Source organism: Stenotrophomonas sp. 85239_Sma (assembly GCF_056481725.1).
The window spans coordinates 1,485,935-1,499,240 of the sequence record NZ_CM151163.1; the positions used below are offsets into that span (position 1 = coordinate 1,485,935).

The following is a 13,306-nucleotide window of genomic DNA, read 5'->3' on the forward strand; positions in this document are numbered from 1 at the left end:
GGCCCGGGCGAACCCGTGCTCACCGGCGTGCTGATACAGCTGAAACGCATGCGCCGGATCACGCGGTAGCCCCACGACCTTCTCGAGCAGCGCGCCCAGGTCCACCTGCGCTTCGGGAAGTGGTTGCCAACGCAACGGTTGCGCCGTGCTGGAAACCGGGGTAGGGTCGTTTCCATGTCGATCCGCCTGGCCACCGCCGTCAACAACAACCGCAATAATCTGCGCGCGAATAATCGTGCGCGGCCGATGCGGGACTGCGCCCTGGGCAGATAGACAGCAACATACGCCCGGACACCAGAAAACCCGCATCGGTCGATGCGGGTTTTTTTGTGCCCGGGCGCAGCCCCACCCGGGCCTGGATGGCCGGTCGAACACCTCCCACCCGTGAAATCCCCCAACAGGAGCCCCCCCATGTGTTCGATCTTCGGAATCTTCGGCCTGCAGGCCGGTGACGATCTTCCCGCCCTGCGCCGCCATGCGCTGGAACTGTCGCAGCGCCAGCGCCACCGCGGCCCGGACTGGAGCGGCGTGTACCTCGACGAAGGTGCGCTGCTGGTCCACGAGCGGCTGGCCATCGTCGACCCGGCCGGTGGTTCGCAGCCGCTGCTGTCGGCCGATGGCCAGCTGGCACTGGCGGTCAACGGCGAGATCTACAACCACCAGGCATTGAAGGCGGCGCTGACCACCGCCTACGACTTCCAGACCGGCTCGGACTGTGAGGTGATCAACGCGCTGTACCGCCAGGGTGGTTCGCCGGCGCAGTGGCTGGAACAGCTCAATGGCATCTTCGCCTTCGCGCTGTGGGACCGTGACAGCGGGCGCGTGCTGGTGGCGCGCGACCCGGTGGGCGTGGTGCCCTTGTACTGGGGCCACGATGCCCAGGGGCGCCTGCGCGTCGCGTCGGAAATGAAGGCGCTGGTCGATACCTGTGCCGACGTCGCGCAATTCCCGCCGGGCCATTATTTCGACAGTGCCAGTGGTGAGCTGGTGCGCTATTACCAGCAGCCGTGGCGCGACTATGCCGACGTGCAGGGCCGCCAGGCCGACCTGGCCGAGCTGCGCCAGGCGTTCGAGCATGCGGTGGAGCGCCAGCTGATGAGCGACGTGCCGTACGGCGTGCTGCTGTCCGGTGGCCTCGATTCGTCGCTGGTGGCGGCCGTTGCCGCGCGCTATGCGCGTCGCCGCATCGAGGATGGCGGGCAGACCGAAGCCTGGTGGCCGCGCCTGCACTCGTTCGCGATCGGCTTGAAGGGCTCGCCCGACCTGGCCGCCGCTGCGATCGCCGCCGAAGCGCTGGGCACCGTGCATCACGGTTTCGAGTACACCTTCGAGGAAGGCCTCGATGCGCTGCCGGAAGTGATCCGCCACATCGAGACCTACGACGTCACCACCATCCGCGCATCGACGCCGATGTTCCTGCTGGCGCGGCGGATCAAGGCGATGGGCGTGAAGATGGTGCTCTCGGGCGAAGGCAGCGACGAGATCTTCGGTGGCTACCTGTACTTCCACAAGGCACCGGATGCGCGTGAATTCCACGATGAGCTGGTGCGCAAGCTCGACGCTCTGCACAACTACGACTGCCTGCGCGCCAACAAGTCGATGATGGCCTGGGGCGTGGAGCCACGCGTGCCGTTCCTCGACCGGGAGTTCCTTGATGTGGCGATGCGCTTCGATGCCGCGCGCAAGATGGTCGGTGCCGGCTTTGGTGGCCGCCGCATCGAGAAGGCGGTGCTGCGCGAGGCCTTCGACGGCTACCTGCCTGACAGCATCCTGTGGCGGCAGAAGGAGCAGTTCAGCGATGGCGTTGGCTACGGCTGGATCGATGGGCTGAAGGCGCATGCCGAAGCGCAGGTGAGCGATCGCGTACTGGCGGCGGCCGACAAGCGCTTCCCGCACAACCCGCCGCAGACCAAGGAGGCGTATTACTACCGCCACCTGTTCGAGCAGTTCTTCCCGAGCCGTGCGGCTGCCGAAACCGTGCCGGGCGGCAAGTCGATCGCCTGCTCGTCGCCGGCGGCGATTGCCTGGGATGCCAGTTTCGCCGCCGCTGCAGATCCGTCGGGTCGCGCGATCGCCGGCGTGCACGCGCAGGCACTGGCTTAAGCGCCGAAAAGGGGACGGAGGGATCAAGTCGTTTGTGCCTCAAATGACTTGATCCCCTCCGTCCCCATTTTCGTATCATCGCTCCCTGCACATTGGGGAATGTTCATGGACGTACGGACCGGGGGCCAGGCGCCGCCGATCAAGTGGGGATGGCGCTACCTGGCCTGGGCCGGGGTGCCCTTGCTGGCCGGCGTGCTGCTGGCGCGGTATGCCGGGCCGGCGGCGCCTGAGGCGGTTGCCCGCGCCACGGCTGCGGCTGAAGGCCGCTGGGTGCAGCATCTGGCGTCACCGCTGGCCCTGTTCCTGCTGCAACTGCTGGTGCTGCTGCTGGTGGCAAAGGGCGCGGGCGCACTGCTCAAGCGCCTCGGCCAGCCTGCCGTGATCGGCGAGATGGCCGCTGGCCTGATGATGGGGCCGCTGGTGCTCGGCAGCCTGGTGCCGCAGCTGCATGGCGCCTTGTTCCCGGCCAGTTCTCTGGGGCCGCTGAGCATGCTCAGCCAGTTGGGCGTGCTGATGTTCCTGCTGGTGGCCGGTGCCGAGCTGGACCTGGCGGCGCTGCGTGGCCGCCGGCGCTTCGCCTTCACGGTCAGCCATGCCGGCATTGCAGTGCCGTTCGCGCTTGGCGTGGCGCTGGCCATCTGGCTGTATCCGCAACACGGTCCGCAGGGTGTGGGCTTTACCGCATTCGCGTTGTTCGTCGGCATCTCGATGAGCATTACCGCGTTTCCCGTGCTGCTGCGCATCCTTGCCGACCGCGGTATCACGCAGACGCCGCTGGGTCAGACCGCCATCGCTTGCGCGGCATTGGGCGATGCCACGGCATGGTGCCTGCTGGCATTGATCGTGGCGGCTGCGCAGGCCAGCGGCTGGTTGCCGGCCAGCCTGAACCTGCTGTGCGTGGTGGCGTTCGTGGCGTTGATGCTGGGGCTGGTGAAGCCATGGTTCGCGCGCCAGCAGATTGCGCCGGGCCGTGAGGGGCGCTGGCTGCTTGGCATCCTGCTGCTGTCGCTGGGCAGTGCGCTGGTCACCGAAATGCTGGGCATCCACGCGCTGTTCGGCGCGTTCGCCGCGGGCGTCGCGGTATCGTCCAACGCGAATCTGCGCGACCTGCTGATGGCCCGGGTCGAACCGTTCGCGGTGACCCTGCTGCTGCCGTTGTTCTTCGCCATGACCGGGCTGCGCATGCGCGCCGATGCGCTGCAGGCCAGCGACATCGTGTTGTGCGTGGTGGTGATCGTGGTGGCCGCGGCCGGCAAGCTGCTGGGTACCTTCAGTGCGGCGCGCAGTGCGGGCATGCCATCGCGCGAAGCGTGGCGGCTGGGTGTGCTGATGAACACCCGTGGCCTGATGGAGCTGATCGTGCTCAACCTGGGCTACGAACTGGGCCTGCTCGGCGACCGCCTGTTCGCGGTGCTGGTGATCATGGCGCTGGTGACCACGGCGATGACCGGGCCGCTGCTGGGCCTGATCGAGCGGCGTAGAGGCTGACCGTGCTGGCGCTACCTCGCCGGGACCAGCGTCATGGTGTGCTGCGCCTTGCCGGGCAGGAACGGCGTCGGGCGCCCATGCACCCAGTCTTCGTGGCCGGCGCCCCAGTACGGTGACAGCGGATGGCCGCTCTGGCCGCCGGGCATATGCACGATGCCGTCGGCCTCGTGGCCGGGCGAGACCACCATGCGTTCAGAGGCGCCGAAATTCGGCGTCTGCACGCGCGGCATGTCGCGGTCGCCGGGCAGGTGGTCGGCGGGCATGCACAGCCAGCGCTGGGTGATCCTGGGCAACGCCCGTGCAAGCGGGTGACAGAGCGCCGCAGTGTTGCGCTCCCCCCAGCTGCGCTGGGCCAGCGGGCCGTGCTTGGCCAGCTCGCTCTCGGTGCGGCGCGCTGCATCAAGCAGCAGCGCGTCCCAGCTGTCGAAAGCGGGTGGCAGCAGGTTGGCCGGGCGCTGTTCCAGCATCGGCCAGGCCACGCCTTCCAGCTGGGCCAGGCGCGGCTCCAGATAGGCATCGCCCAGCTGCGCATGGGCCGGCGCCAGCAGTGCATCGGATAGCGTCTCCATCACCTGCGCGCGGAACTCGCGCACCACCCGGTAGCTGACCGAGCTGGCCGAAGCCCGGCCGTCCCATTGGTGGCTGACGGACTTCAAGCGCTTCAGCGCAGGGTCGTCACTGGGTTCGATCGCGTCGTGCAGCAGGGCCCACCAGCGCTGCAGGAACACGGCGCGGTCATCGAGCTGGATCGCCAGCAGGTCGTGCTCATCGAAGCGGTCCTGGATCGCCAGCAGGTCGCGGATCTGTCGCGCCCGGGCACCGAGGTCATAGCCGCCGTTGCCGACGGTAGCCAGTGCCTCGCCGTCGAGGACGCGACCGTTGGCGGTCCACAGGCGATGGTTGGGGGGATCGATCAGTGCCGGCAAGGCATCGCTGCGGATTGGCCAGGGCGCGCAGTCCTGGTTGCTGGCCGCATTGAAGCCGGCCGGTGCACAGCCGGGGCCGCGGTCCGGACGGGCGCCGATCAGGCGCCAGGCGATGCGTCCGCTGCGATCGCCGACCACCAGGTTCTGCGCAGGGATGCCTGCCTCGTCGGCGAAGCGCAGCGCGCTGTCGAGGTCTCCTGCACGGGCCAGGTCACCAAAGTCCAGGCGCACCGCGCCGGGCAGGTGCGCGACCCAACGCAGGGCATCGCCGCTGCCATCGGCATGGGTGTGCAGGATCGGCCCCCAGGCGGTTTCGCGCACCGGGAACACCACGTCGGCCTGGCCGGCCACGGTGATGCGTTCTTCATGCACGGTCACGGCGGCATTGGCTGCTTCCGTACGGTAGTCCGCCGTGTCGATGTAGCTGTTGGTGAAGCCCCAGGCAACGTGCCCGTTGCTGCCGACGATCACTGCCGGCAGGCCGGGCAGCGAGAAGCCGGTGACATCGACCTGGCCGCCAGCGGCCTGCGGGTCGGGGTAGCGCAGCCGCACGCGGAACCACAGGCCGGGGGCGCGCAGGCCCAGGTGCATGTCGTCGGCGATGATCGCGCGGCCGTCGGCGGTGAGCGCCCCGGCTACCGCGAAGTTGTTGCTGCCGACGGCATCGGCCTCTTCCTGCTCGGCGCCTGGTTTTTCCTTCAATGTGCGCAGGTCCAGCTGGCTGGCATCGGGCAGGGGGGCGTTGCCGGTGGGTTCACCAAACAGCGGTGCATCCCATTCGGTGCCGTCGTGGGCGATCAGCGCGTACAGCGCAGGCGGCACCACCGCGCGGATGCGGCTGAGCGCAAGCTCGGTCTGGTTGCCCGGGTCCTGCAGGTCGGCGTACATGGCCAGCCCGGTCAGCACACTGTCGCTGGCCTGCCACGGGTGTGGTGACTGCCGCAGCAGCAGGTAAGCCCATGGACGCACCGAGAGATCTGCAAGGCCTTCGTTGACGCCGTCCACATAGGCGCGCACAACCGCACCGCTGCCGCCCAGCGCGGCGTCCAGATGCGCCTCGGTGCGCGCGCGCAGGCGGTGCACGCGCATGCGCTTGTCGGCGTCGATGGCCTTCGGCCCGAACAGCGCCGACAGCTCGCCGGCCGCGCTGCGGCGCATCAGGTCCATTTCGAAATAGCGTTCCTGCGCATGCACGCGGCCCAGCGCGCGCATCGCGTCGGCCTGGCTGCCGGCGGTGATGGTGACCACGCCCAGCGCATCGCGCTCGACGGTGACCGGCCTGGCCAGCCCAGGCAGTGCATGCTCGCCGTCGAGGTCGGCCAGGCTGCCGCGCAGCAGCAGCCACAGGACCAGTGCGGTGACCAGCATGATGGCGATCAACACGCCCACCACCCAACGCCATGTACGTCGCATCGCACGTCCTTTCCGAACTCGTGGGCGGATTGTAGCCGCAGGCGCAACTGCGACTGATTCCGATTAGATCACCGGATTCTGAAATGCGGCACCCTATGCCACATCGATTCACAGGAGCCCCCCCATGAAAGGCAACCCGGACGTCATCGCCTGCCTGAAGGAACTGCTGCGCGGCGAGCTTGCTGCCCGCGACCAGTACTTCATCCACTCCCGCCGCTACGAGGACCAGGGCCTGTTCGCGCTTTACGAACGCCTGAACCACGAGATGGAAGAAGAGACCCAGCACGCCGATGCACTGCTGCGCCGCATCCTGTTCCTCGGCGGCGACCCGGACATGCGCCCGCATGCCACCGAGCCGGGCAAGACCGTGGAGGAGATGCTGCAGAAGGATCTCGACACTGAATACGCGGTTCGGAACAATCTCGCCGCCGGCATGAAGCTGTGCGAGGAGAAGGGGGACTACGTGAGCCGCGACATGCTGCTGGCGCAGCTGAAGGACACCGAGGAAGACCACGCCTGGTGGCTGGAGCAGCAGCTGGGCCTGATCAAGCGCATCGGCCTGGAGCTGTACCAGCTGAGCAAGATCGACGGCAACGGTGCCCCGGCGCACTGAGCCGACGTCCCCTTCTGTAGAGCCGGAGTCATGCTCGGCTGATCTTTAAAAGGCAGCCGACTGACAGTCGGCTCTACCAGAAGCAAAAAGCAGCCGACCAGCGGTCGGCTGTACCGGAAGCACAGCGTTCTGTCGCCCGCCAGCACCGGAGCACCGCCAGCCAGCCTTCGCCCGCCAGCCGCTCCACCGCCAGCCAGCCGACAACGAAAAAGCCGGGGAATGCCCCGGCTTTTTCGTGTCCTGCGTCAGGCGAGGCGTGTCAACCAGGGTTGACACCTGCCCTCATTCCACCGACAGCCCTTCCACCTTCTGCCAGCCGCGCGGCAGCAGGTGGCCGCGGGTCGCGCGCGCGCCGAGGTAGGCATCGAGCTCGTTGAACTTCAGGCCCATGGTGCGCTGGCCGGCGCGGACCTGCAGGGTCTGGCCCGGGCTGATCGCCACGATGGCGACCACGCGTTCGGTGGCGAGCTTGGCCTTCGGGATCTCGATGATCTTGTTGCCCTTGCCCTTGTCCAGTTCCGGCAGGTCGTTGGCGGCGATCGCCAGCAGGTTGCCCGAACTGGTCACCGCCACGATGCGGTCGGTGGCGACGTTGGCGACCACCGACGGGGCCAGCACCGACGAACCCGCCGATAGGTTCAGCATCGCCTTGCCGGCCTTGTTGCGGCCGATCAGGTTCTCGAAGCGGGTGACGAAGCCATAGCCGTGGGTGGAGGCCAGCACGAAGCGGGTATCCGGCTCGGCGCTGGCCAGGGTCACGAAGCTGGTGCCCGGCGCCGGCGAGAAGCGGCCGGTCAGCGGTTCACCGTTGCCACGCGCGGAGGGCAGGGTGTGCACCGGCGTCGAGTAGGCGCGGCCCTCGCTGTCGAGGAACGCAACCTGCTGGGTGCTGCGCGCGCGCACCGCGCCCTGCAGGGCGTCGCCGTCGCGGTAGGACAGGGCGGACGCATCGACGTCGTGGCCCTTGGCGGCACGGATCCAACCCTTCTCCGACAGCACCACCGTCATCGGCTCGCTCGGCACCAGCTCGGTCTCGTCGATGGCCTGCGCGGCCTGGCGCTGCACCAGCGGCGAACGCCGTGCGTCGCCGAACTTCTTGGCATCGGCGGTCAGTTCGTCGCGGATCAGCTTCTTCAGCTTGGCCTTGCTGTCGAGGATGCCGAGGATCTTCTCGCGTTCCTTGGCCAGCTCGTCCTGCTCGCCGCGGATCTTCATCTCTTCCAGGCGGGCCAGCTGCTTCAGCTTGGTTTCCAGGATGTACTCGGCCTGTTCCTCGGACAGGCCGAAGCGCGCGATCAGCGCCGCCTTCGGTTCGTCCTCGGTACGGATGATGTGGATCACCTCGTCCAGGTTGAGGAAGGCGACCAGCAGGCCTTCCAGCAGGTGCAGGCGGCGCTCGACCTTCTGCAGGCGGTGCTGCAGGCGGCGGGTGACGGTGTTGCTGCGGAAGGTCAGCCATTCGCTGAGCAGCATCTTCAGGTTCTTCACCTGCGGACGGCCGTCCAGCCCGATCACGTTGAGGTTGACGCGGTAGCTGCGTTCCATGTCCGTGGTCGCGAACAGGTGGCCCATCAGCTGCTCGGCGTCGACGCGGTTGGAGCGCGGCACCAGCACCACGCGCACCGGGTTGGCGTGGTCGGATTCATCGCGGATGTCCTCCAGCCACGGCAGCTTCTTGGCGCGCATCTGCGCGGCGATCTGCTCGATCACCTTCGACGGCGACACCTGGAACGGCAGCGCGGTGACCACGATGTTGTGCGCTTCCTTGGTGAAGGTGGCACGCGCACGCACGCTGCCGTTGCCGGTCTCGTAGATGTTCCGCAGGTCGTTGGCCGGGGTGATGATCTCGGCGCTGGACGGGTAGTCCGGGCCCTGCACGTGCTCGCACAGGTCGCGCACGCTGGCATCGGGGTTGTCCAGCAGGTGCAGCAGCGCGCTGACGATCTCGTTGAGATTGTGCGGCGGCACGTCGGTGGCCATGCCCACGGCGATGCCGGTGGTGCCGTTCAACAGCAGGTGCGGCAGCCGCGCCGGCATCCAGGTCGGCTCCTGCAGGGTGCCGTCGAAGTTCGGTGCCCAGTCGGTGGTGCCCTGGCCCAGTTCGCCCAGCAGCACTTCGGCGATCGGGGTCAGCTTGGATTCGGTGTAACGCATCGCCGCGAACGACTTCGGGTCGTCGCTGGAGCCGAAGTTGCCCTGGCCCTCGATCAGCGGGTAGCGGTACGAGAACGGCTGGGCCATCAGCACCAGCGCCTCGTAGCACGCGCTGTCGCCGTGCGGGTGGTACTTGCCGATGACGTCACCGACGGTGCGCGCGGACTTCTTCGGCTTGGACGCGGCATTCAGGCCCAGCTCGCTCATCGAATAGATGATGCGGCGCTGCACCGGCTTCAGGCCGTCGCCGATGAACGGCAGGGCACGGTCCAGGACGACGTACATCGAGTAGTCGAGGTAGGCGCGTTCGGCGTACTCGCGCAGCGGCAGTTGTTCGAATCCGTGGAACACGGGGCGGGCAAGTTCGGTCATGCGGCGTTGTTACCTATGTCGGGAGGCGGCGACGGCGGTCGCCGCTCGCAATCCTGTGATTATCCGGATGCGGCGGGGGATGCCAAGCCGCGCGCAGGATCCAGCCCGGTTTCCAGGCCGTGCCCGGCCCGTGCCAGGTAGCGCCCGGGTGGCAGCCCGAAGTGGCGGCGGAACACGGTGACGAAGGCGCTGGCGCTGCTGAAGCCCAGCGCGTGGGCGATGTCGGCCACGCTGCGGCCGTCGGTGAGCTGTCGCAGGGCCTCGGACAGGCGGGCCTGTTGCCGCCATTGGGCGAAGCTGAGCGTGGTCTCGTCGCGGAAGTGGCGGGTCAGGCTGCGCGGCGACAGGCCCGCCCAATGCGCCCATTCGGCCAGGCTGCGTTCGTCGGAGGGGTCGGCCAGCAGCTGAGAGGCGATCTTCAGCAGGCGCCGGTCGTGTGGCATCGGCAGGTGCATGCGCTGGCGTGGTGCGGCGCGGATCTCGTCCAGCAGCACGTCGATGATGTGCTGGCGCTCGGGCGTGGTGTCATAGCCCAGCGGCCATTCGCAGATGCGGTCGGCCAGTGCCTGCGCCAGCTTGGAGAGGCCCAGTACGCAGGGATCGGCGGGCAGGGTGGTGCAGGCCGGCGCGGCCAGCGCCATGCCCCAGCCGCGCAGCGGGCCGTCGAGGGTGACCGTATGCGGCTCCAGCGGCGGCATCCAGCCGGCCGAGCCCGGTGCCAGCGACCACGTCCCATGCGAGGTGCGGGTGGTCAGCAGGCCACGTTCGACGCAGATCAGCTGGGCACGCTCGTGGTGGTGCCAGTCCACTTCACGGACCAGACCCAGCGGGCTGTCAAAGCGGAATGCGACGACCGGTGGCCCGTCATTGCGCTCGAACCAATCCAGGGCGTCATCACGCAACAGCCGCTTGGGAGGGGGGATTTCTGCCTTGTTCATCATGTCCGCTGGCTGAAATGTGTCATCCATTGGCTTAATTGTACTACCGGGCCACCTGAGCGGATCATTAAGGTAGGCGCCTTCACTGATCCAGCCCGCTGCTGCAACACAGCATTCGATGCCAGATCGAATATTTCCATTGAGAAATATTTTTTTTGGAAGAGAATGCTCCCCCATGATCTGTCCTGCAACCACTCCCCCGAGCTTCGGCCTGCTGCTGCGCCAGGTGCGCGACGGCCTGGTCCGGCAACTCGACGCGTCCATGGCTGAAGAAGACCTGGGTATCGGCTTCACCCACTACATCGGGCTGAAGGTGCTTTCCAACATGGCCCCGTGCACGGCCAACGAGCTGGCCCAGGCCATCGACCAGGTGCCCAGCGCGGTCACCCGCCTGCTGGACAAGCTGGAAGCGCTGGGTTGCGTCCGCCGCGAGCCGCATGCGCAGGACCGGCGTGCACTGCAGATCGTGCTGACCGACGAAGGCCGCGCGCTGTGGGCACGGCTGAAGCTGCGCGGCGACGCGGTGATGGATTACGCCCTGCGTGATCTTTCCGCCGACGAGCGCACGCTGCTGCTGTCTCTCCTTACCCGAATCCGCGATTCACTGACGACCCCATGAACCCGATCCCGCATTTCACTTTCCGCCGGTCCGGGCGCGCGCTGCTGGTGTCAGCGCTGGCCCTGGCCCTGGCCGCCTGCGCCAGCAGTCGTGGCCTCAACCCGCAGGGCCACGTGCTCGACGTGGACAGCCTGCACAGCGAACGCACCCTGGCCGACACCGACCTGAGCGCCACCGGCTTCCCGGCGCAGGACTGGTGGAAGGCGCTGGGCGATGCGCAGCTGGACGCGCTGGTTGCCGAAGGCCTGGCCGGCCACCCGAGCCTGGACGCCGCCGATGCGCGCCTGCGCCAGGCCCAGGCCCAGGTCGGTACCGCGCGTGCCGATCGCCTGCCCAGCCTGTCGGTGTCCGGTGGCTACACCGGCCTGCGCCTGCCCGAGTCGATGGCCGGCAGTGAGATGGGCGGCCATTATGCGGGCAGCAGCCAGGTTGCCTTCGATTTCAGCTATGGAGTGGACCTGTGGGGCGGCAAGCGCGCTGCCTGGGAAGCTGCGGTGGATGGCGCGCATGCCGCAACCGTCGAAGCCCAGGCCGCACGGCTGAGCCTGTCCACCGGCATTGCCCAGGCCTATGCCGATCTGGCCTACGCGTGGCAGCTCAACGACGTGGCCGAGGAAGAACTGAGCCGCTCGCAGAAGTCGCTGCAGTTGACCCGCCAGCGCCGCAGTGCCGGCATCGACAGTGACCTGCAGGTGCGCCAGGCCGAGGCCCGCGTGCCGGCCGCACAGCAGCAGGTGCTGGCCGCGCAGCAGCGCATCGACGCGGCCCGCACCGCGCTGGCCGCCCTGGTCGGCAAGGGGCCGGACCGGGGCCTGTCGATCCAGCGTCCGCAGCCGCTGAACCCGATGGCACTGCAGCTGCCCGGCGTGCTGCCCAGCGAACTGCTGGGCCGTCGCCCCGACATCGTGGCCGCGCGCTGGCGCGTGGAAGCGGCCGACAAGCAGATCAAGGTCGCCAGGACCAAGTTCTACCCGAGCTTCAACCTGACCGCGCTGGCCGGCGTGGTCGCCCCGAACGTGGGTGACCTGCTGAAGAGCAGTTCGACCTTCGCCTACATCGGACCGGCGCTGAGCCTGCCGATCTTCGAAGGCGGCAAGCTGCGCGCCAACCTGGCCAACACGGATGCGCAGTACGACCTGGCGGTGGCCAACTACAACCAGACGGTGCTCGATGCACTGCGCGACGTGGCCGACCAGGTCAACGCGGTGCGCTCGCTGGCGCAGCAGGCGCACGCGCAGCAGCAGGCGGTGGACACCGCGCGTTCCGCCTTCGACCTGGCCCAGCAGCGCTACCGCGCCGGCATCGGCAGCTACCTGGACGTGCTGACCGCGCAGTCCACCCTGCTGCAGTCGCAGCAGCAGCTGGCCGGCCTGCAGTCGCAGCAGGTGCAGACCTCGGTGCGCCTGAGCAAGGCGCTGGGCGGTGGTTTCCAGCCCACTGACGCCGACCGCGCACCGATCGCCTCCCATTCCGATTCCTCGCATTCCTGAAGACTTCCGCCATGAGCCAGACCCAAGACACTGCGGCCCCGGCCGCCCCCAACCGCCGCGGCAACCTGCTGCGCGGCCTGTTCGTGATCGTCGTGCTGCTGCTTGCCGCACTGGCGCTGTGGTACTTCATGTTCGGCCGTTGGTTCGAAGAGACCGACGACGCCTACGTGCAGGGCAACCAGGTGCAGATCACCCCGCTGGTGGCCGGTACCGTGGTCGCCATCAACGCCGATGACGGCATGCGCGTGGAGCGCGGCCAGCTGCTGGTGCAGCTGGACCCGTCCGACACGTCGGTGGCGCTGCAGCAGGCCGAAGCCAACCTCGCCAAGACCGTGCGCCAGACCCGTGGCCTGTACCGCAGCGTGGAGGGCGCGCAGGCGGACTTGAACGCCCGCCAGGTGACCCTGAAGCGCGTGCGCGAAGATTTCGCCCGTCGCAAGGACCTGGCCGCCACCGGCGCCATCTCCAACGAAGAACTGGCCCACGCCCGTGACGAGCTGGCTGCCGCCGAAGCGGCCGTGGCCGGTTCGCGCGAGACCGTCGAGCGCAACCGCGCGCTGGTCGACGACACCGTGATCGCCACCCAGCCGGACGTGCAGGCCGCTGCCGCGCAGCTGCGCCAGGCATTCCTCAACAACGCCCGCGCCGGCATCGTCGCGCCGGTCACCGGCTACGTCGCCCGTCGTTCGGTGCAGGTCGGCCAGCGCGTGCAGCCGGGCAATGCGCTGATGGCCGTGGTGCCGACCGAGCAGATGTGGGTCGAGGCCAACTTCAAGGAAACCCAGCTGCGCCACATGCGCCTGGGCCAGGAAGTGGAGCTGAAGTCGGACCTGTACGCCGGTGACGTGAAGTACAAGGGCCGCATCCAGAGCCTGGGCCTGGGCACCGGCTCGGCGTTCTCGCTGCTGCCGGCGCAGAACGCCAGCGGCAACTGGATCAAGATCGTGCAGCGCGTGCCGGTCCGCATCGCCATCGATGCCAAGCAGCTGGCCGAGCACCCGCTGCGCATCGGCCTGTCGATGAAGGCCGAAGTGAGCCTGCGCGACCAGAAGGGCGAAGTGCTGCCGAGCACCCCGGCCAAGGGCACGGTGTTCGACACCGACGTGTATGCCAAGCAGCTGCATGATGCCGACGAGGTGATCCACACGATCATCCAGGGCAACCTGCCGCAGCAGGCGAAGGTGGGCTGA

9 protein-coding genes are annotated in these 13,306 nt (G+C 68.1%); 6 read left to right on the plus strand and 3 right to left on the minus strand.

The genetic code is table 11. The features are described from left to right. Window positions 1-411: 411 nt before the first annotated feature. On the plus strand, window positions 412-2,103 hold the full coding sequence (gene asnB, locus ACYKG1_RS06975; RefSeq protein WP_478472223.1) for an asparagine synthase B: 1,692 nt from the start codon (window positions 412-414) through the stop codon (window positions 2,101-2,103). A gap of 99 nt (window positions 2,104-2,202) precedes the next feature. Then, window positions 2,203-3,591, plus strand: coding sequence for a cation:proton antiporter domain-containing protein (locus ACYKG1_RS06980; protein WP_478472225.1), 1,389 nt, complete (start codon window positions 2,203-2,205; stop codon window positions 3,589-3,591). Between the two features lie 11 nt (window positions 3,592-3,602). On the opposite strand, the gene ACYKG1_RS06985 is transcribed toward ACYKG1_RS06980, so the two are convergent. Beyond that, a complete protein-coding gene (locus ACYKG1_RS06985) occupies window positions 3,603-5,930 on the minus strand; it encodes a penicillin acylase family protein (RefSeq protein ID WP_478472227.1) in 2,328 nt (775 codons plus the stop codon). A 124-nt stretch (window positions 5,931-6,054) separates the two neighbouring features. Here ACYKG1_RS06985 and bfr point away from each other — a divergent pair, with 124 nt between their 5' ends. Then, window positions 6,055-6,543: a bacterioferritin gene (bfr, locus tag ACYKG1_RS06990; RefSeq protein WP_004151115.1), complete on the plus strand. Its 489-nt coding sequence runs from the start codon at window positions 6,055-6,057 to the stop codon at window positions 6,541-6,543. Between the two features lie 282 nt (window positions 6,544-6,825). On the opposite strand, the gene parC is transcribed toward bfr, so the two are convergent. Both parC and ACYKG1_RS07000 read right to left on the minus strand, forming a co-directional pair. Then, on the minus strand, window positions 6,826-9,069 hold the full coding sequence (gene parC, locus ACYKG1_RS06995) for a DNA topoisomerase IV subunit A (protein WP_100471773.1): 2,244 nt from the start codon (window positions 9,067-9,069) through the stop codon (window positions 6,826-6,828). Between the two features lie 59 nt (window positions 9,070-9,128). Further along, the gene (locus ACYKG1_RS07000; protein ID WP_478472228.1) at window positions 9,129-10,010 is read right to left on the minus strand and encodes a helix-turn-helix domain-containing protein; all 882 of its coding nucleotides are present in this window, start codon (window positions 10,008-10,010) and stop codon (window positions 9,129-9,131) included. A 172-nt stretch (window positions 10,011-10,182) separates the two neighbouring features. Between ACYKG1_RS07000 and emrR the strand changes: the two genes are divergently transcribed. From emrR to emrA, 3 genes are read left to right on the plus strand one after another with little or no spacing between them, the layout of a single operon-like run. Further along, a complete protein-coding gene (gene emrR / locus ACYKG1_RS07005) occupies window positions 10,183-10,626 on the plus strand; it encodes a multidrug efflux system transcriptional regulator EmrR (protein WP_005415875.1) in 444 nt (147 codons plus the stop codon). After that, entirely contained in the window at window positions 10,623-12,116 is a 1,494-nt protein-coding gene (gene emrC, locus ACYKG1_RS07010; RefSeq protein WP_478472229.1) for a multidrug efflux transporter outer membrane subunit EmrC, read from the plus strand. Before emrR ends, emrC begins: the two co-directional genes overlap by 4 nt. A gap of 11 nt (window positions 12,117-12,127) precedes the next feature. Next, window positions 12,128-13,306, plus strand: a complete 1,179-nt coding sequence (gene emrA, locus ACYKG1_RS07015; protein WP_099551083.1) for a multidrug efflux MFS transporter periplasmic adaptor subunit EmrA — start codon at window positions 12,128-12,130, stop codon at window positions 13,304-13,306.